Consider the following 18,566-nt stretch of genomic DNA (forward strand, 5'->3'; position numbering starts at 1 on the left):
GTCGATCCCCACCCCTAACCCCTCCCCGCAAGGGGGAGGGAGGCGGCTCACGAACAGCATTGAGCCGCGCTTGCACCCTCCCCTTGAGGGGGAGGGTCGAACGGCGGAGCCGTTCGGGGTGGGGTGAGCCACCACGACAACATGTCCAAGGGATTCCACGGAGGGCCGACAGCGGGCTTTCTTTGCGCCTGCTACGCGCGTCACCCCACGCCGCGCCTTCGGCGCGACCCTCCCCATCAAGGGGAGGGTGGGGGTCAGGCCCCCGCCTCTCCGGCCACTTTGCCGAAATCGGCGACGCCCATCATCACACGGCGCAACTCCGCGAGGAGGCGCAGGCGGTTGAGGCGCAGATCGGCGTTCTCGGCGTTGACCGTCACCTTGTCGAAGAAGGCGTCGACCGGTTCGCGCAGCTTGGAGAGCGCGCGCATCGCGTCGGCGAAGTCTTCCTTCTCCAGCTTCTCGGCGGTCTCCTCCCGCGCGCGGGCGATAGCGGCGGCGAGCTTGTGCTCTTCGTGCTCGATGCGCAGGTTCGGCGCATGGCGGTGGGAATAGGCGTTCGGCCCGTCCTTCTTTTCCTCGGCCTTCAAAATGTTCACCGCCCGCTTGAAGCCGGCGAGCAGGTTCTTGCCGTCGTCGGTGGCCAGGAACTTGTCGAGCGCCTCGACTTTCTTCGTGATCATGAGCAGGTCGTCCTGTAACGGCGCGCCCGCGACGGTCTCCTCCTCGGAGTCGGCGAAGGCCACGGCGCCCAGCGCCGCATCGATAAGATCGTAGCGGGCGCCCTTGTCGCGCAAGTAGACCTTCAGGCGATCGACGAAAAATTCGAGGAGGTCGAGCGCGCTCGTTCCAGCCATTTCCCCGTCGAGTTTCTTGACCGATTTCGAGTGGAACGAGAACGCGTTGTAATGGCGGTCGAACTCCGGAACGAGCCGCAGACGCAGCTCATTTTCCAGAATGATGCGAATGACGCCCAGCGCCGCGCGGCGCAGCGCATAGGGGTCCTTGCTGCCGGTCGGCTTCTCGTCGATCGCCCAAAAGCCGACGAGCGTATCGAGCTTGTCGGCCAGCGCGACGGCGATGGAGACCGGGTCTTTCGGCGCGTAATCGCCCTGGCCCTGCGGCTTGTAATGCTCGTAACAGGCGTTGGCGACGGACGCGTCCTCGCCCTGCGCGGCGGCGTAATAGCTGCCCATCAGGCCCTGCAATTCGGGAAATTCGCCGACCATCTCGGTCACGAGATCGGCCTTGCAGAGCGTCGCGGCGCGCGCGGCTTTTTCGGGATCGGCGCCGACGATCGGCGCGAGTTCCTTCGCCAGCGCCGCGATGCGCTTCACGCGCTCGCCCTGCGTGCCGAGCTTCTCGTGGAAGACGATCTGATCGAGCTTCGGAAGGCGGTCTTCGAGCTTTGTCTTCAGGTCCGTCTCGTAGAAGAATTTCGCGTCCGACAGGCGCGCGGCGATGACGCGCTCATTGCCCGCGACGACCGTCTTGCCGCCGTCCGTGGCCTCGATATTGGAGACGAGAATGAAGCGGTTGGCGAGCTTGCCGTCCTCGTTGCGCAGCACGAAGCATTTCTGGTTCACGCGGATCGTCGCGCGAATGACTTCCGGCGGGATGGAAAGAAAGCGTTCGTCGAAGGAGCCCATTAACGTCACGGGCCATTCCACGAGGCCCGCGACTTCCTCCAAAAGCCCCGCGTCCTCGACCAGCTCCAGCCCCTGCGCGAAGGCGAGGTCCTTGGCGTCATGCAGGATGATGTCGCGGCGGCGCTCGGGGTCGATCACGACCTTGGCCTTTTGCAGCGTCATCGCATAGTCCGCGAAGCGCCTCACGCGCATCTCGAAGGGCGCGAGGAAGCGATGGCCGCGCGTGATGTCGCCCGCGGCAATGCCGTCGACCTCGAAATTCACGATGTCTGGCGTCTCGGTCTCCGGGCCAAAGGTGGCGACGATCGAATGGAGCGGACGCACCCAGCGCAGCGAATCCGTGCGCTCCGACGCGGCGCCCCAGCGCATGGATTTCGGCCAGGGGAAGGATTTCACGATCCCCGGCAGAATCTCGGCCAGAACGGCGATGGTCTCGGCGCCCGGGCGCTCGATGACGGCGAGGTAGAATTCCGCGCCCTTCTTGTCCTTCTCGATCTTCGCGTCGTCGAGCGAGGCGAGGCCGGCGCTTTTCAGAAAGCCCGCGATCGCCGCCTCCGGCGCGCCGACGCGCGGTCCCTTGCGCTCCTCGCGCATGTCGGGCTGCTTGGCGGGGAGGCCCACGACCTGAAGCGCAAGCCGGCGCGGCGTCGCGTAGGCGGACGCGCCCTCATAGGTCAGGCCGCGCTCGACAAGCGCATTGGTGACGAGCTTCCGCAGATCCTCGGCCGCCTGCCGCTGCATGCGCGCGGGAATTTCTTCGGAAAAGAGTTCGAGGAGAAGGTCGGGCATCTATCTTTCAATCGTTTGTGCGCGCCTGCGGCGCGGCGTCACTCCATCCCTACGCTTCGCGGCGACCCTCCCCTGGAGGGGGAGGGTCGGACGGCGGAGCCGTCCGGGGTGGGGTGAGCCCCGCGTCTATGTCCTTAGACCCGTACAACGCCGCATGAATCGTGTCGAGAACGCCATCGATGTTTTCGTAGACTTCGGCATTCCAGAAGCGAAGGACGCGGTAGCCTTCCTGCTCCAGCCAAGCCGTGCGACGGGCGTCTTTTTCGCTCGCGCCGGGATGCGTATGCGACTCGCCGTCGAGTTCGATAACGAGCTTCGCTCTCAGCGCGACGAAATCGACGACATAGGGGCCGATCGGCGCTTGACGACGGAAATGCGTCTGCAACAGAGGGATGCGGTCGATTGCGTTCCATAAGCGCTGTTCGACGCTTGTCTGGTTTGCGCGGAGGCGCTTTGCGGTGGCGAGGCGGAAGCGGCGGAGCTTGTCGTCTTTCAAGCGTTTCTCCGCTGGCGCCTTCGGCGCGCGTCACCCCACCCCGCGCCTGCGGCGCGACCCTCCCCCTCCAGGGGAGGGTGGGGGTGTTGTGGCCGGGCTAATCACCCTCCCCTTGAGGGGGAGGGTCGGGCGGCGAAGCCGTCCGGGGTGGGGTGACCCTGCGACTTTCACAAAGCAGGGGCGGGGTGAGGCCCTCTCACAACTCCTTATGCGTGCCGTCGCAAAGCGGCTCCTTCTTCGACGCCTTGCAGCCGCAGAAGAAAGCCTTGCCGGTCGCTTCGGCCTTGTAGGCGACGGGCTCGATCCCGGTGCCCTTATGGGCGCCGTCGCAGAAGGGCTGCTTGGCGCTGCGGCCGCAGGCGCACCAGTAATAGGTTTTGCCCTCTTCGACCTCGACGGGCATGGCTTTCTTTTGAAAGACGACGCGTTCCGACATTTTTTCTCCTCAGACCGTTTCGAGCGCGGGTGCGTCGAGCAGGAATTTCTCCACTTCCAGCGCGGCCATGCAGCCGAGCCCGGCGGCGGTCACGGCCTGGCGATAGACTTCGTCAGCGACGTCGCCCGCCGCATAGACGCCGGGAATGTTCGTGCGCGTCGAGCCGGGCTCGACGGCGATATAGCCGCTGGGCTTGACGTTCACCTGGCCCTTGAACAGCTCCGAAGCCGGCGCGTGGCCAATGGCGATGAAGACGCCGTCGGCGTCGAGGAGTTGCGTCGAGCCGGTGGCGACGTTCTTCAGCCGCGCGCCGGTGACGGAGAGCGGGCCTTCCGTGCCGACGATCTCGTCGATCACGTGGTTGAACAGGATCGACACGTTCTCGCGCTGCTTCAGGCGTTCTTGCAAAACGCGCTCGGAGCGGAACTCGTCGCGACGATGCACGATGGTGACATGCGACGCGAGGTTGGAAAGGTAAAGCGCTTCCTCCACCGCCGTATTGCCGCCGCCGACGACGATGACCTTCTTGCCGCGGAAGAAGAAGCCGTCGCAGGTGGCGCAGGCGGAGACGCCGAAGCCCTTGAATTTCTCCTCGCTCGGCAGGCCGAGCCACTTCGCCTTGGCGCCCGTCGCGATGATCAGCGCGTCGCAGGTGTAGATCGTCCCGCTGTCGCCGACGAGGGTGAAGGGGCGCTTGTCGAGTTTGGCTTCGACAATGTGGTCGGAGACGAGCTTCGTGCCGACATGCTCGGCCTGAAGGCGCATCTGCTCCATGAGCCACGGGCCCTGAATGGGCTCCGCGAAGCCGGGATAGTTCTCGACGTCGGTGGTGATCATGAGCTGGCCGCCCTGGTCGAAGCCGGCGATGAGCATCGGCTCCAGCATGGCGCGCGCGGTGTAGATCGCCGCCGTATAACCGGCCGGGCCGGAGCCGATGATGATGACGCGCGCATGTTTGGGGGCGGACATGGGGAACTCGCGGGGTTGGACGTTCCCTCTCCCCGTGAGACGGGGAGAGGGTCAGGGTGAGGGGCAAAGCGACGACGACCTGGAATCGTTGATCCACGCCTTCATTCAGATGCGGATCGCGGCCCGGCCCCTCACCCCAACCCTCTCCCCGCAGGCGGGGAGAGGGAGAGAGAGCCGCAATCTAGTCATTATGCGCCGCGCCGCAAGGAAAAGCCGTTACGGCAGAGCGTCGAAGGCGGCGTAGGCTTTCGCGATCTTCCGCGCCACGACATGCGTCGAATTGATCGGTGGATATGTCCAGTCGTCGAAGCGGCAGGGCCAGATCCGGATGGCGCCAGCGCTCTCCAGCGCCTTCAGGTAAGTCGTCAGCTTTCGCCGCGTCACATAGGGTTCGATGACATGGACCGGGACGCCGGTGGCGACCGCCTCTCCCACCATATTGACGCTGTCGCCGGTGACGATGAGGCGGTCGGCGTTGGCGAGCATGGAGAAATAGGGGTTTTCGCCCTCGCCGTCCCAGAACCAGCCGAATGGCTGATCGAGCGCGGCGCGCATCGCCGCGCGGGTTTCCTCGGAGGTGCGCCGCGAAGGGGTCGCCATGACGCTGGCGCCGGAGGCGATGAGAACGGAAGCGATGTAATCGAGGTCCTGAACGATCCCGCTGGCGTCGCCGATGAGCATGGCGACGCGCGGGCGGGGCAGGTCGGCGATGCGCGGGTCCGGCGCGTCGCGGGCGGCGGCGAGGCGTTCAGGGGTGACGCGATTTGGGGGCGTGAGGGGCGTGACGACGTTTGGGCCCTTGAGGCCGTCATGACGCGGCGCGACGATGAGGTCGGCCGTGTCGAGGCCCGTGGCGGGGCGGTTCACATAGACAGTGAAGGTCCGGCCGCCGGACGCGCGCTTGAGGCGCCTGAGCGCGGGGATAGTCCGCCGGCCAGCGGCGAGCGCGATGTCGGGGTAGGGCGGGGCGAAGGCGTCGGCGTCACGCGGGTCGGGCGGGGCGAAGGGGGCGAGCCAGTCGTAAGGATGGCGCGGGGAGACGCGGCGGATGTCGGGGGTCAGGCCCAGGGCTTCGGCGAGGCCGAGGGTCTGGGCTTCGTGGCCCGCGCGGCCGTCGGAGAGGATGCGGAGAGTTGTTCCGGCGGGGAGGCGGTTTGATTCCCTCTCCCCGCTTGCGGGGAGAGGGCCAGGGTGAGGGGCGGGCCAAGTCACGAAAGGTTTGCCGGGCAGACTCGAGAAATTCCAGGCGCGCCGATGCGGCCTCGCCCCTCACCCTAACCCTCTCCCCGTTTTACGGGGAGAGGGGATGAGGGGACCAGCGCGTCGAGGATCGTGTCACAGACGCCGTCGATGTTGTGGAAGATTTCGTTGTTTTGGAAGCGCAGGATGCGGAAGCCGGCCTCTCGAAGCGCTTGTTCTCGCCGCGAGTCATGTGCGAGCTCTTCGGCGGTCGAGTGCGTGGCCCCGTCCACCTCGATGATCAGCTTATGTTCGCGACAAACGAAGTCGGCATAGAAGCCCTGAATGGGCTCCTGACGCACGAACTTGTATCCGCCAAGCCGACGCCCCCGCAGCTTTCCCCAGAGGAGCGCCTCCGCAGAGGTCTGCGCGGCGCGCAGGTCACGGCTGCGGGTGCGCTCAAAATGATCGGGGTCGCGCATCAGGTTCTTTACCCCTCTTCCCGTTTACGGGGAGAAGAGACTAGACAAACGCGACCTTCAAGATCTCGTAGCTCTTGCCGCCGCCCGGGGTCTTCACCTCCACCGTGTCGCCGACCTTCTTGCCGATCAGCGCGCGGGCGATGGGGCTCGTCAGCGATACGCGGCCGCTCTTCACGTCGGCTTCGGTCTCGCCCACGATCTGATAGGCTTTCTCCTCTTCGGTGTCCTCATCGACGACCGTCACGGTCGCGCCGAATTTCACCGTCGAACCGGAGAGTTTCGAGACGTCGATCACTTCCGCGCGGGAGAGCTTGTCCTCGAGCTCGGCGATGCGGCCCTCGTTGAGCGACTGCGCTTCTTTCGCCGCGTGATACTCCGCGTTCTCGGACAGGTCGCCGTGAGCGCGCGCTTCGGCGATCTGCTGGATGATGCGCGGGCGGTCTTCCTGCTGCCGGCGGCGCAGTTCCTCTGCGAGCGCGGCGTAGCCGGGGGCTGTCATCGGCACCTTGTCGATTGCCATTGGTTTCGCTCTTCGCCTTTTCGGTTGCCGGGAATATCCGCCGCGCCCGCGGACTGAAAAGCCGGCGCGGGTTTGCTCCCGAATCGTTTGTCCGTCAGTTTGCCGCAAAAGCGACGCCGGCGCTCGACCCCGGATTGCTCCGATGGGGCGCGCTTCGGCGTCCGCCCTCTAAACTTCCCTGTTCTCAGTCGGTTGCGGGCTGGAAATAATCCTGCAGCGCCCGCGCCTCGAGGTCTCCCGACACATAAGCCCTAACGCCCTGCGCCGCCGCGACCGCGCCGGCGAGAGTCGTATAATAGGGAACCTTATGCAGAAGCGCGGCGCGGCGCAAGGAACGGGAATCCGCCAGAGCCTGGGCTCCCTCGGTTGTGTTGAAGACGAGCTGGATCGCGCCGTTCTTGATCGCGTCGACGATGTGCGGGCGGCCTTCCGACACCTTGTTGATCTTCTGCGCGGAAATGCCCTGCTCTTGCAGGAAGCGCGCGGTGCCGCCGGTTGCGACGACGCTGAAGCCGATCTCCTTCAGCAAGCGGATGGCGGGGATGATCCGGGGCTTGTCCGCGTCGCGGACCGAGACGAAGACCACGCCCTCGCGCGGCGCCTTGGTGCCGCCGCCGAGCTGGCTCTTCACGAAGGCCGCATCGAAAGAGGTGTCGAGGCCGATCACCTCGCCGGTCGAGCGCATCTCCGGGCCCAGCACCGTGTCGACGCCGGGGAAGCGCGCGAAGGGGAAGACGGCTTCCTTCACGCCGATATGCTCGAGCTTCGTCGTCGGCAGCTTGAAGCTGGACAGCTTCTCGCCCGCCATGATGCGCGCGGCGATCTTGGCGAAGGGCGCGCCGACGACCTTGGCGACGAAAGGCACCGTGCGCGAGGCGCGCGGGTTCACTTCGAGGACGTAGATTTCGCCGTCTTTGAGCGCGATTGCACGTTCATCAGGCCGACGACGCCGAGCGCCATGGCGAGGCTCTTCGTCTGCTCTTCCAGCGCCGCGATGGTGTCGGGCGCGAGCGAGCGCGGCGGCAACGAGCAGGCCGAGTCGCCGGAGTGAATGCCCGCCTCCTCGATGTGCTCCATCACGCCCGCAATGGCGGCCTTCCTCGCCGTCCGCGATGCAGTCCACGTCGATTTCGATCGCGTCCGTCAGATAGCGGTCGAAGAGCAGCGGGTTCTTGCCGAGCACCATATTGATCTGCCCGGTCTTGTCGTTCGGATAGCGCGCCTTGATTTCCGAGGCACGAGGCTCGGCAGCACGCCGAGCAGATAGTCGTCGAGCGCTCTCGCTCGCGGATGATCGCCATGGCGCGGCCGCCGAGCACGTAGGATGGGCGCACCACGAGCGGCAGGCCGAGTTCGCCCGCGACGATGCGCGATTGCTTCGACGGAATAGGCGATGCCGTTCTTGGGCTGCTTGAGGCCGAGCTTGTCGAGCAGGCGCTTGAAGCGATCGCGGTCCTCGGCGAGGTCGATCGAGTCGACCGGCGTGCCGAGAATGGGCGCGCCGGTCTCGCCTCGAGCCCATGGGCGAGCTTCAGCGGCGTCTGGCCGCCATACTGCACGATGACGCCCAACGAGCGTGCCGCGGGACTTCTCGACGTGGAGAATTTCGGCGACGTCTTCGGTCGTCAGCGGCTCGAAATAGAGACGGTCCGACGTGTCGTAGTCGGTCGAGACCGTTTCCGGATTGCAGTTGATCATGATCGTTTCGAAGCCGGCGTCGTCAGCGCGAAACAGGCGTGACAGCAGCAATAGTCGAATTCGATGCCCTGGCCGATGCGGTTCGGACCGCCGCCGAGGATGACGACTTTCTTGCGATCGGATGGAGCGGCCTCGCTCGCCGGCGCGTCCATGAAGGGCGACTCGTAAGTCGAATACATATAGGCCGTGGGCGAAGCGAATTCGGCGGCGCATGTGTCGATGCGCTTGTAAACCGGCCGCACATTCAGCGCGTGACGCGCCTTGCGCACATCCGCCTCCTCGACGCCTGCGAGCGTTGCGAGGCGCGTGTCGGAGAAGCCGGCGAATTTCAGCTTGCGCAGATTTTCAGCGTCCTTCGGCAGGCCGTATGTCTTCACCTTGTCTTCGAGCGCGACGATCTCCGCGATGCGCGCGATGAACCAGGGATCGATCTTGCAGGCCTCGTGGATCTTCGACCGACGCTCATGCCGAGACGCAGCGCCTGGCCGACGACGAGCAGGCGATCGGGCGTCGGCGTGCCGAGCGCGCCGCGCAGCACGTTCATGTCGTCGCCCTTGCCGAGCCCCTCGATCTCGATCTCGTCGAGGCCGGAGAGACCCGTCTCCAGCGAGCGCAGCGCCTTCTGCAGCGATTCGGCGAAGCTTGCGGCCGATGGCCATCGCTTCGCCGACAGACTTCATCGCGTGGTCAGCGTCGGCTCGGCGCCGGGGAATTTCTCGAAGGCGAAGCGCGGGATCTTGGTGACGATGTAATCGATCGTCGGCTCGAAGGAGGCCGGCGTCGCGCCGCCGTGATGTCGTTCTGCGATCTCGTCGAGCGTGTAGCCGACGGCGAGCGCGCCGCGACCTTCGCGATCGGAAAGCCCGTCGCCTTCGAGGCCAGCGCCGACGAACGCGACACGCGCGGATTCATCTCGATGACGATCATGCGGCCCGTGCGCGGATCGACCGCGAACTGCACGTTGGAGCCGCCCGTCTCGACGCCGATCTCGCGCAGAACGGCCATCGAGGCGTCGCGCATGATCTGATATTCTTTGTCCGTCAGCGTCAGCGCCGGCGCGACGGTGATGCTGTCGCCGGTATGCACGCCCATCGGGTCGATGTTCTCGATCGAGCAGACGATGATGCAGTTGTCCGCCTTGTCGCGGACGACCTCCATCTCATACTCCTTCCAGCCGAGGACGCTCTCTTCGATCAGCACCTCGCTGGTCGGCGAGGCGTCGATGCCGCGCTCGACGATCTCGATGAACTCCGCCTTGTTGTAGGCGATGCCGCCGCCGTGCCGCCGAGCGTGAACGAGGGCGGATGATGGCCGGCAGGCCGATGTCGTCCAGCGCGACGAGCGCCGCGGTGCAGCGTCTTGACGTGATGCGAGCGCGGCGTCTCGAGGCCGATCTTTCATCGCCTCGCGGAAGAGTTCGCGATCCTCCGCCTTGTCGATCGCCTCCGCCGTCGCGCCGATCATCTCGACGTCGAATTTCTTCAAGACGCCCATCTTCTCGAGCGAGAGCGCGCAGTTCAGCGCCGTCTGGCCGCCCATGGTCGGGAGCAGCGCGAAGCCGCCGGGAACGGCGTAGCGTTCCTTCTCGATGATCTTGGCCACGATCTCGGGCGTGATCGGCTCGACATAGGTGCGATCGGCGAGATCCGGATCGGTCATGATCGTCGCCGGATTGGAGTTGACGAGACGATCCGGTAGCCCTCGGCCTTCAGCGCCTTGCAGGCCTGTGTGCCGGAATAGTCGAACTCGCAGGCCTGCCCGATGACGATGGGGCCGGCGCCGATGATCAGATGAAATCTGGATCAGCGTGATGTCATGTCTCTTTTTGGGCATCGGAAATTTATGGAGACGATCTTCGCCGAGGATCGTTTCGCGGTGGAACTGGAGCAGGCGGCGCATGACGCGCAGGGCGCGGACTGGAATCAGGAAATCCTGCCCTTCCTCTTTGATCTGCGCGATCTTTTGGCGGAGTGGGGCGTTCCGATTGAAGCCGGGGCGACCTGACGCAGGACGGGTAGAGCGCTCCCCTACGCATGTTTCCAGGCTGTGCGGGCGATCTCGCGTTGTGTGGAAGCACACATAAAGTTTCCGACCAGATATTCCTTTCCTTGCCAAGAAATCAATCGAAACGCATATTTAGCCGAGATTGACCAGTATTTTCCTTTCGCACTTGCGAAAAAATAGAGATGCGATAGATTCTTCCTCGCTGCTCCGGCGGCATTTTATATGACGCTGGCAGACCGCGCGGGCGGTCCCCGCATAGGGAGTGTCTCGTCATATGGAAACGTCGAATTTCGCGGCGTTCCTCAAAAATCCCAAGGCTACCGCCGGAGCCTTCGCGCGTCGCTACCACGTCGCCGTCTATCTGGTTGTCGCGTCGGTGTTTCTGACGGCGTTGATCATGCGGGAGAGCGAGATAACCGTTATCATTCTGGGCGCCAATTTGCTGCTGCTCTGGTTGGCGGTCGGCCTCTTCAAGGATAGCGCGGCGGGCTTCTGGCTCGTCATCCTGTCCGAGATCCTGTCGGCGACGCAGATGCGCCCGAACCGGGCCGCAATTCTCGCGCTGATCTTCAACCTGGCGCTGCTTCTCTTCGCGCTGCTCGCCGCGAAGCTTGCAGCGGTGAGCGAGGATGAGAACCGCTAAAGCGGGCGACGGCGTCGGACAGGTCGCCGGCGCGCCATCGGGAAGGATGGGGACAGTGGCCCGTTCACTGTTCTTTCCGCCCGACGACGACCGCCTGATGAAGCGGAGGCCTCGCGGCGTCGTATCGAACGAAGTTGAAAAGGCGTCCGCAGTTGTGCTGCAACCAGGACAAGGGAATGGCCGCGTCGCCATAGACCTCGGCTGTGCGAATGCTCCCGTCCTGGGTCGAAAGAAAGATGTATTCCCCGTCGGCGAAGCGCGCCTTCAATTCAGCGGCCTTGTCTGCATAACGCAACAGGCGGCGCCAACGCTTGCCATATGAGTCGATGCCGGGCCTCCCGATCGCGTCCAAGAACAGTTCGTCCTCCAGCGTGAAGACGACGACGCCTCCGGCCTTGGTCACGCGGTTCATTTCAGTGAGCAAAGAGGCGGCGATGCGCTCGGGCAGGTGAGTGAATACGGAATTGGCCGTGACGACGTCGAACATATTGTCATTGAACGGCAAAGGCGCTCCCGCCTGAGTCACCGTGAAACTACCGGGCACCCCGAGAAATTTGCAAAGCGCGATCGCGAACGGGTCGATGTCGACGCCGTGAATGTTTTCGGCGGCGATATCGCGGGCGAAAGTTCTGGTCACGCGACCCCAGCCGCAGCCAATGTCGAGCGCCTTCGAATGGGAGCAAAGCGGATTGCCGTAGGCGCGGCTATATCCTTCCGCGTAGAGCCAGAGGGCGTGAGCGGCCGCCATCGCCTCCGCATCGGAAGCCCCGTTGAATTTCAGTTGGATGGACGAGTGCGGAAAGCGCGGAAACTCCACGCCGTCGATGAAAGGCTCGTGGGCGCTGCGCTGCAGCAGTTCGAGCCATTCCTCGTTGGAGACGTGGCCGAACTTTTCGACGATCGACAAATCGAGTCCTCCTGATCGCGGCTCGCGCCAAAGGCGCGGCGTTTCGTTTTAGCGAGTTTGGTTCGCCCCTCCAATTTTCGCGCAGGCGTACTTGCGCTGGTGCTCACGCCTGACCGATAAGCGGAATCATCGCTCTGGAGACAGCCTGATGAAATCGCTCGCCGCCTGCGCCGCGTTTTTGACAATCGCTTCCGTCGCCGCCCACGCGGAGCAGAAATACGATCTCGCCAAGGTCGTCGCCGAATGCGCGGCCTGCCATGGGCCGGACGGGATCGGCAATGACGTCGAGATCCCGAACCTCGCCGGCCAGCACGACCAGTATCTCTACACGCAGCTCCAGCACTTCAAGAATGGGCGTCGCCCGCACAAGGAGATGGCCTATGAGAGCCGCCATCTCTCCGACGAGGAGATGCGCGACCTCGCGCGCTATTATTCCCAGCTTCCCGCCGCGCGCTGATGCTGCGCCAGCTCGCGACCTACGCCTCGGTCGGCGCCGGGGCGACGGCCGTGCATTACGCGATCTTGATCGCGCTGGTGGAGGCAGGCGGATGGGCGCCCGTTCCCGCGACTTTGTGCGGCTATGTGGCGGGCGGAGTCGTCGCCTATGTTCTTAACCGTCGTCATACATTCGCGAGCGACCGGCCGCACGCGGAAGCGGGCTGGCGCTTCGGGCTCGTGGCCTTTGTCGGCTTTTGCGTGACCTATGTGCTGATGAGTCTGTTCGTGAATAGGTTAGGGGCGCCTTATCTGCCGGCGCAGGTCGTGACGACGGTGCTGGCGATGTTTGTGACGTTTGGTTTGAACAGGGTGTGGACGTTCGGATGATCCGTCGTTACGGCCACTTCACCGAAGGCGGCATGGATGAGAGGATCGAGTCGACATTCCCCCCTGTCTTGAGCCCAAAGATCGTGCCGCGGTCATAGAGCAGGTTGTATTCCACGTAGCGCCCGCGCCGCACGAGCTGCTCCTCGCGCTGCTGCGGCGTCCACGGCTTCGTAAAGTTGCGGCGCACCAGCTCGGGATAGATGGCGAGGAAACTTTCGCCGACATCGCGCGTGAAGGCGAAATCCTTGTCCCAGTTGCTGTTCTCCGGATCGCCCGCGCTGTTGAAATAATCGTAGAAAATGCCGCCAATGCCGCGCGGCTCCTTGCGGTGCGGAAGGAAGAAATACTCGTCGCACCATTCCTTGAAGCGCTTGTAGTCCGCGACCGGATGGCGCTCGCAGGCGCCGCGCATGGCGGCGTGAAAATCGATCGTGTCCGCATCCTGCTGCGTGCGGCGCGCGTCGAGCACGGGGGTGAGATCGGCGCCGCCGCCGAACCAGGCCTTGCTCGTCACGACGAAGCGCGTGTTCATGTGCACGGCGGGAACGTTCGGGTTCCACGGATGCGCGATGAGCGAGATGCCCGTCGCGAAGAAGCGCGGGTCTTCGGCGGCGCCGGGGATCTGCTTGGCGAATTCCGGCTGGAAGGTTCCGAAGACCGTCGAGCAATGCACGCCGGCCTTCTCGAAGACGCGGCCATGGATCATGCCCATGCGCCCGCCGCCGCCCGGCGCCCCGTCATGGTTCTGGCGCTCCCAGCGCGAGAGCTCGAAACGCCCCGGAGCGGTCGCTTCGGCGAAGGGGCCCGTGGCCTCGTCCTCCAGCGCCTCGAAAGCGGCGCAGATTCGCAGCTGAAGCGCCTCGAACCAGTCGCGCGCGGCCTGTTTGCGAGCTTCGAGCTGATCCTGCGCGGCGGTCATCGGGGTCTCCTTTTTTGACGCCCATCAACGCCGTCGGCAGCGCCTTGTCAAATCTTCAGCGATCACTCGCCGCGGCGACCTTCATCGGATGCGGCGCGCGGGCCTCGGTGGAGGCGGCCACGGCCGTGAAGGCGGCGCCCAGGAATTCGGCGAGCGCGGTTTTCACGTTCCCGCCGCGCCAGGTGAGCCTGGTCCGGTAGCAGGAGCGCGGCTCGCCGATCGTCCAGCCGTTCCCTTCGGCTTTCGCCTTGCGCATGGCCTCGAGCGCCTCCGCCTTGAGCTGCGGATCTTCCGTCATCTCTATGAGCCCATCGGCCGCGAGATGCCGGTCGGCGGCGACATTCGCCTTCATCTCGGGCGTCGGATTGGGATAGTCGCATTTGAGGCCCGCGCCGTCGGTATAGAGCAGGCGGATCACCCAGCTTTCCTTGAGCGAAAGAATGTCGTTCTTCAGGAGAAGCCCTTTCATCTTGTCCGGGATTTCCTTGCTCTCCTGACCTGCGGCCGCAATGTTTTCCGGCGTGAGTCCGACCTTCACCGAGGTCGCGCTCACCTCGAATTGCGCCAATCGCGCGACGACGTGGCCCGCGACCTCGCGCATATCGCTGAAATTGGCGACGAGGGCGTAGAGCCCGAAGCCCATGGCGAGCGTGAAGATCGCGCCGCGCAGGAAGGTGAAAAAGCGCTCGGCGATGAACAGCGAGACGCGTGTCGCCTGAAAGGTCATCTTCGCCTCCCGTGAATTGTGAGCGCCGCCTTGAAATTCGGCGGCCCATCGCACGCTAGGAGGCGATCTGCGTTCGCGCTGTGCGCGCCCGCACGTTGGTCGTGGGGCGTTACAGCCGCCCGAGTTGGCGCAGCGCTTCGCCCGCGACCATGGCGGCCGAGACCGCGACATTGAGCGAGCGCGCCTGCGGTTGCATCGGGATTTTCACCGCGACGTCAGCGGCGGCGAAGACCGCGTCCGGAACGCCGGCCGATTCGCGACCGACCATGAGGACGTCCCCGGACTCGAATTTGCACGATGCGTAGGAGAGGGCAGCTCGCGTCGAGAGCAGAACGAGCCTTCCGCCGGCGCCTTCCGCCGCGCGGGCGGACCGCCAGGCCTGGAAGGCGTCGAAGGAGGCGTGACGGCGTATCGTCACCTGATCGAGATAGTCCATGCCGGCCCGCCGGAAGGCGGCGTCGGTCACGGGAAAACCCGCCGGGCCGATGATCGCCGCCTCGATGCCGAAGCAGGCGCACATGCGCAGCATCGTGCCGGCGTTTTGGGGGATGTCGGGCTGATAAAGGGCCAGGGTGAGGGGCGTCATGATGGGAAACCGGCTGAAGTTCCAGATTTTGCGGCAAATCGCCGCGAAGGCGCGCCGCGGCGAAAAAGTCGCATAAAAGGGCGAAGAATCCCGGGGTGGGCTTGTGGACATGATGGCGGATTGGCGCCACATAAGCCGCTGCCGGGAGAAGGCTTAGCCGTCGCCCCGTCCGCTCGCCGCCGGGCACAAGACTGGCGTGCGGCGCGAAAAAGTGGAACCATTGCTCCGAGTGGAGCTTGCGCTTGTCTTTCGGGCGCTCTTTATTCGAAGCGATTGGGAGAGGTCCAGGCGTGAGCACCAAGAACGTCACAGAAAATACGCCGGCGGAAACCAGCCGTCGAGACATTCTCTACATCGCGACAGGCGCGGCCGCCACGGTCGCCGCGGGCGGGATGGTCTGGCCGCTGATCTCGCAGATGAATCCCGACGCCTCCACCCTGGCGCTCGCCTCCACCGAAGTCGATCTGTCGACCATCCCCCTCGGCCAGATCGTCACGGTCAAATGGCGCGGCAAGCCGGTTTTCGTGCGCCATCGCACCGCCTCGGAGATCAAGGCGGCGGAAGACGTGCCGCTCGCCGAGCTTCCCGACCCCGAGGCCGACTCCAAACGCGTCCAGAAGCCGGAATGGCTCGTCGTGATCGGCGTCTGCACCCATCTCGGCTGCATTCCCACCGGCAAGTCGGGCGAATATGACGGGTGGTTCTGCCCCTGCCACGGCTCGACCTACGATGTTTCCGGCCGCATCCGCAGCGGCCCGGCTCCGTCCAATCTGGAAGTGCCGAAATACGCCTTCGTCAGCGACACCAAGATCAAGATCGGATAGGCCCCGGCCTGTCCGATTTTTCCGCCTTTCCCGTCGCCCCCGACGCATTCCGAGAAAGTTCCATGGACGGACATTCCCAATACACGCCCAAGAGCGGTTTCGCCCGGTGGCTGGAACGCCGGCTGCCGCTCATAAGCTTCATGTACGATTCCTTCGTCGCCTATCCGACGCCGAAGAATCTGAACTACATGTGGACCTTCGGCGCCATTCTGTCCTTCATGCTCGTGGCGCAGATCATTACCGGCGTCGTGCTCGCCATGCACTACACGCCGGAGACGACGCTCGCCTTCGACTCCGTCGAAAAGATCATGCGCGACGTCAATTGGGGCTGGGCGCTACGTTACGCGCACGCCAACGGCGCGTCGATGTTCTTCCTGGCCGTCTACATCCACATCTTTCGCGGCATGTATTACGGCTCCTACAAGGAGCCGCGCGAAGTGCTGTGGATCTGGGCGTGATCATCTTCATGGTCATGATGGCGACGGGCTTCCTCGGCTATGTCCTGCCCTGGGGCCAGATGTCTTTCTGGGCCGCGACGGTCATCACCAATCTCTTCTCGGCGATCCCGGTGGTCGGCACGTCGATCACCATCTGGCTGCTCGGCGGCTATTCGGTCGACAATCCGACGCTGAACCGCTTCTTCGCGCTGCATTACCTCCTGCCCTTCATCATCGTCGCCATCGTCGCGCTGCATGTCTGGGCGCTGCATGTCACGGGCCAGAACAATCCGACCGGCGTCGAGGTGAAGGACATCAAGAAGGACACCGTCCCCTTCACGCCCTACGCCACGATGAAGGACGGCTTCGCGATCGGCGTCTTCCTCGTCCTCTACGCCTGGATGACCTTCTTCGTGCCGAACTATCTCGGCCATCCGGACAATTACATCGAGGCGAACCCGCTGGTGACGCCGCCGCATATCGTGCCGGAGTGGTATTTCCTGCCCTTCTACGCGATCCTGCGCGCCATCCCGAACAAGCTGCTCGGCGTCATCGCGCTCTTCCTGTCGATCCTGATCACGGCGGCGCTGCCCTGGCTCGACAATTCGCCCATCAAGTCGGGCAGCTATCGCCCGATATTCCGCAAGGCCTATTGGGCCTTCGTCGCGGTCTGCATCGGGCTCGGCTATCTTGGCGCACAGCCGGCGGAAGGCGTCTATCTCTGGCTCGCCCGCATCTTCTCCTTCTATTACTTCCTGCATTTCGTGATCATTCTGCCGCTCATCGCAAAGCACGAGAAGGCGGAGCCGCTGCCTGAGTCGATCGACGCCGCGGTCGCGACGAAGGAAGCCTCCCATGCATAAGGCGCGACCCTTTCAGGCCCATCAGGACTCTTCGATGAAGCGCAGACCGTTTCTGTCTTTCCTTTCGGGCGCGGCCCTCATGGCCGCCGCCCTCGCGGGCGCGCCGGCTTTCGCCGAGTCGGGGCATCACGAGAAGAAGCCGGAGCTCCACGCCTGGAGCTTCGCAGGCGTCTTCGGCAGCTATGACAAGGCGCAGCTGCGGCGCGGCTTCAAGGTCTACAAGGAAGTCTGCTCGACCTGCCACTCGATCAAGATGCTGGCCTTCCGCAATTTGGGCCAGCCGGGCGGGCCGGAGTTCACCGAAAAGGAAGTCGCGGATCTCGCGGCGACCTACAAGGTCAAGGACGGCCCGAACGATTCCGGCGAATATTACGACCGTCCCGCGCGGCCGAGCGACCGTTTCCCGCCGCCCTTCGCCAATGAGCAGGCGGCGCGCGCGGCGATGTCGGGCGCCTATCCGCCGGACATGTCCGTGCTCGTGAAGGCGCGCGGCTATGGCCGTGGCTTCCCGACCTTCCTGCTCGATGCGCTGCCGGGCCTCGCTTATCAGGAGCACGGCTCCGATTATGTCGCCTCGCTTCTCAAGGGCTATGGCGAGCCGCCGCATGGCGTGACCGTGCCGGATGGCCAGTATTACAACGCCTATATGCCGGGCAATCGCATCGGCATGCCGCCGCCGCTTTCCGACGGCGCGGTGACTTACGATGACGGGGCTCCGCAGACGGTCGACCAGTATTCGAAGGATGTGACGGCCTTCCTGATGTGGGTCGCCGAGCCGCATCTCGAGGCGCGCAAGCATATCGGGCAGGGCGTCCTCGCCTTCCTCGTCATATTCGCGCTGCTGCTATATTTCACCAAGCGCAAGATCTGGTCGAACGTCGCGCATTAGCGGCCGCCGAATTCGAGAGCCAAGCGAAGCAATCCAGAGTGTCCCTCTGGATTGCTTTTTTGTTTCAAGCGACCAATCTCGTCAGACAAAGATGCTTCTCGCCCCGTCCATCACATATTGGACGGCGAGCGAGGCCAAGAGGACGCCGATCAACTTCTCCATCACGATGCTGGCCGAGGCGCCGACGAGCTGCTCCACGCGCGTCGCAAGCCGGCAGACGGCCCAGCAGATCAGGATCACCGCGAGGATCGCGCCGATGAGACCGACGAGTCGCGCTGGATCCCCATGCGCTTCGCCGGCGATCAGCAGCGTGGCTGTAATGGCGCCGGGGCCGGCCATGAGCGGAATGGCCAGCGGAAAGGCTGCGATGTGCTGTCCGCCATTTTCTCCCACGGCCTTTGCGGCCGTATCGGAGTCGCGGCCGATCCGCACGCCGAGAACCATCTCCGAGGCGATCGCGAAAAGCAGCAGTCCACCGGCGATGCGGAAGGCGGGGATGGTGATGCCGATGGCGCGCAACAGCGCCTCGCCGCCCAGCGCGGCGCCGGTCAGGATGCAGAAGGCGTAGAGGCAGGCGCGCGAGGCTATCCCAGAGCGGGCCGCGCGGCTCTGCCCGACGGTCGCCGCCAGAAAAATAGGGGCGAGCCCCAGCGGCTCCACGACGACGAGAAGCGTCGCGAAAGCCGTTGCAAGCTCGCCGAAATTCGTCGCCGCCATGATTTCTCCC

Annotated in this window: 18 protein-coding genes and 2 pseudogenes; 7 read left to right on the top strand and 13 right to left on the bottom strand. The window is 64.5% G+C overall.

Translation table 11 applies throughout. From position 1 onward, the window contains the following. Window positions 1-254 precede the first annotated feature (254 nt). The 8 genes and pseudogenes from glyS to carB all read right to left on the bottom strand — a co-directional run bounded on the left by glyS (window position 255) and on the right by carB (window position 9,984). On the bottom strand, window positions 255-2,435 hold the full coding sequence (gene glyS / locus ACPFMJ_RS00840) for a glycine--tRNA ligase subunit beta (RefSeq protein ID WP_424362019.1): 2,181 nt from the start codon (window positions 2,433-2,435) through the stop codon (window positions 255-257). A 49-nt stretch (window positions 2,436-2,484) separates the two neighbouring features. Continuing rightward, window positions 2,485-2,931: an endonuclease domain-containing protein gene (locus ACPFMJ_RS00845; protein ID WP_424362020.1), complete on the bottom strand. Its 447-nt coding sequence runs from the start codon at window positions 2,929-2,931 to the stop codon at window positions 2,485-2,487. A 196-nt stretch (window positions 2,932-3,127) separates the two neighbouring features. Beyond that, on the bottom strand, window positions 3,128-3,367 hold the full coding sequence (locus tag ACPFMJ_RS00850) for a CDGSH iron-sulfur domain-containing protein (protein WP_424362021.1): 240 nt from the start codon (window positions 3,365-3,367) through the stop codon (window positions 3,128-3,130). Window positions 3,368-3,376: 9 nt separating this feature from the next. Beyond that, window positions 3,377-4,336, bottom strand: coding sequence for a thioredoxin-disulfide reductase (gene trxB, locus ACPFMJ_RS00855; protein WP_424362022.1), 960 nt, complete (start codon window positions 4,334-4,336; stop codon window positions 3,377-3,379). Window positions 4,337-4,552: 216 nt separating this feature from the next. Further along, window positions 4,553-5,548: a mitochondrial fission ELM1 family protein gene (locus tag ACPFMJ_RS00860; RefSeq protein ID WP_424362023.1), complete on the bottom strand. Its 996-nt coding sequence runs from the start codon at window positions 5,546-5,548 to the stop codon at window positions 4,553-4,555. 62 nt (window positions 5,549-5,610) lie between these two features. Further along, window positions 5,611-5,997 (bottom strand): endonuclease domain-containing protein, encoded by a 387-nt coding sequence (locus ACPFMJ_RS00865; RefSeq protein ID WP_424362024.1) that lies wholly within the window; start codon window positions 5,995-5,997, stop codon window positions 5,611-5,613. Between the two features lie 40 nt (window positions 5,998-6,037). Then, window positions 6,038-6,511 carry a transcription elongation factor GreA gene (gene greA, locus ACPFMJ_RS00870; RefSeq protein ID WP_424363761.1) on the bottom strand — a complete coding sequence of 158 codons (474 nt, stop codon included), beginning with the start codon at window positions 6,509-6,511 and terminating at the stop codon, window positions 6,038-6,040. 190 nt (window positions 6,512-6,701) lie between these two features. Then, window positions 6,702-9,984, bottom strand: a pseudogene (gene carB, locus ACPFMJ_RS00875) (carbamoyl-phosphate synthase large subunit). Window positions 9,985-10,057: 73 nt separating this feature from the next. On the opposite strand from carB, the gene ACPFMJ_RS00880 reads away from it, so the two are divergent. Next, the gene (locus ACPFMJ_RS00880) at window positions 10,058-10,219 is read left to right on the top strand and encodes a hypothetical protein (RefSeq protein WP_424362025.1); all 162 of its coding nucleotides are present in this window, start codon (window positions 10,058-10,060) and stop codon (window positions 10,217-10,219) included. A gap of 274 nt (window positions 10,220-10,493) precedes the next feature. Next, window positions 10,494-10,862, top strand: coding sequence for a hypothetical protein (locus ACPFMJ_RS00885; RefSeq protein ID WP_424362026.1), 369 nt, complete (start codon window positions 10,494-10,496; stop codon window positions 10,860-10,862). Window positions 10,863-10,926: 64 nt separating this feature from the next. Here the strand turns inward: ACPFMJ_RS00885 and ACPFMJ_RS00890 are convergent, their stop codons facing one another. Further along, window positions 10,927-11,769 carry a class I SAM-dependent methyltransferase gene (locus ACPFMJ_RS00890; RefSeq protein ID WP_424362027.1) on the bottom strand — a complete coding sequence of 281 codons (843 nt, stop codon included), beginning with the start codon at window positions 11,767-11,769 and terminating at the stop codon, window positions 10,927-10,929. Between the two features lie 148 nt (window positions 11,770-11,917). Here ACPFMJ_RS00890 and ACPFMJ_RS00895 point away from each other — a divergent pair, with 148 nt between their 5' ends. Further along, window positions 11,918-12,226 (top strand): c-type cytochrome, encoded by a 309-nt coding sequence (locus ACPFMJ_RS00895; RefSeq protein ID WP_424362028.1) that lies wholly within the window; start codon window positions 11,918-11,920, stop codon window positions 12,224-12,226. Then, the gene (locus ACPFMJ_RS00900) at window positions 12,226-12,594 is read left to right on the top strand and encodes a GtrA family protein (protein ID WP_424362029.1); all 369 of its coding nucleotides are present in this window, start codon (window positions 12,226-12,228) and stop codon (window positions 12,592-12,594) included. The genes ACPFMJ_RS00895 and ACPFMJ_RS00900 overlap by 1 nt, the downstream gene beginning before the upstream one ends. Window positions 12,595-12,601: 7 nt before the next feature. Here ACPFMJ_RS00900 and hemF read toward each other — a convergent pair whose 3' ends face one another. The 3 genes from hemF to ACPFMJ_RS00915 all read right to left on the bottom strand — a co-directional run bounded on the left by hemF (window position 12,602) and on the right by ACPFMJ_RS00915 (window position 14,826). Then, window positions 12,602-13,513, bottom strand: a complete 912-nt coding sequence (gene hemF, locus ACPFMJ_RS00905) for an oxygen-dependent coproporphyrinogen oxidase (protein ID WP_424362030.1) — start codon at window positions 13,511-13,513, stop codon at window positions 12,602-12,604. Window positions 13,514-13,568: 55 nt separating this feature from the next. Next, on the bottom strand, window positions 13,569-14,240 hold the full coding sequence (locus ACPFMJ_RS00910; protein WP_424362031.1) for an rRNA methylase: 672 nt from the start codon (window positions 14,238-14,240) through the stop codon (window positions 13,569-13,571). A 109-nt stretch (window positions 14,241-14,349) separates the two neighbouring features. Continuing rightward, the gene (locus ACPFMJ_RS00915) at window positions 14,350-14,826 is read right to left on the bottom strand and encodes a tRNA (cytidine(34)-2'-O)-methyltransferase (RefSeq protein WP_424362032.1); all 477 of its coding nucleotides are present in this window, start codon (window positions 14,824-14,826) and stop codon (window positions 14,350-14,352) included. 290 nt (window positions 14,827-15,116) lie between these two features. Here ACPFMJ_RS00915 and petA point away from each other — a divergent pair, with 290 nt between their 5' ends. The 3 genes and pseudogenes from petA to ACPFMJ_RS00930 all read left to right on the top strand — a co-directional run bounded on the left by petA (window position 15,117) and on the right by ACPFMJ_RS00930 (window position 17,839). Then, window positions 15,117-15,650, top strand: coding sequence for a ubiquinol-cytochrome c reductase iron-sulfur subunit (petA, locus tag ACPFMJ_RS00920; protein ID WP_424362033.1), 534 nt, complete (start codon window positions 15,117-15,119; stop codon window positions 15,648-15,650). Between the two features lie 62 nt (window positions 15,651-15,712). Beyond that, a pseudogene (locus ACPFMJ_RS00925) lies at window positions 15,713-16,950 on the top strand (cytochrome b). Window positions 16,951-16,984: 34 nt separating this feature from the next. Then, the gene (locus tag ACPFMJ_RS00930; protein WP_424362034.1) at window positions 16,985-17,839 is read left to right on the top strand and encodes a cytochrome c1; all 855 of its coding nucleotides are present in this window, start codon (window positions 16,985-16,987) and stop codon (window positions 17,837-17,839) included. A gap of 81 nt (window positions 17,840-17,920) precedes the next feature. Here the strand turns inward: ACPFMJ_RS00930 and ACPFMJ_RS00935 are convergent, their stop codons facing one another. After that, on the bottom strand, window positions 17,921-18,556 hold the full coding sequence (locus ACPFMJ_RS00935) for a MarC family protein (protein ID WP_424362035.1): 636 nt from the start codon (window positions 18,554-18,556) through the stop codon (window positions 17,921-17,923). Window positions 18,557-18,566: the final 10 nt, after the last annotated feature.

Origin of the sequence: Methylocystis parvus (genome assembly GCF_049675845.1) — a bacterium.
GTDB lineage: Bacteria > Pseudomonadota > Alphaproteobacteria > Rhizobiales > Beijerinckiaceae > Methylocystis > Methylocystis parvus_A.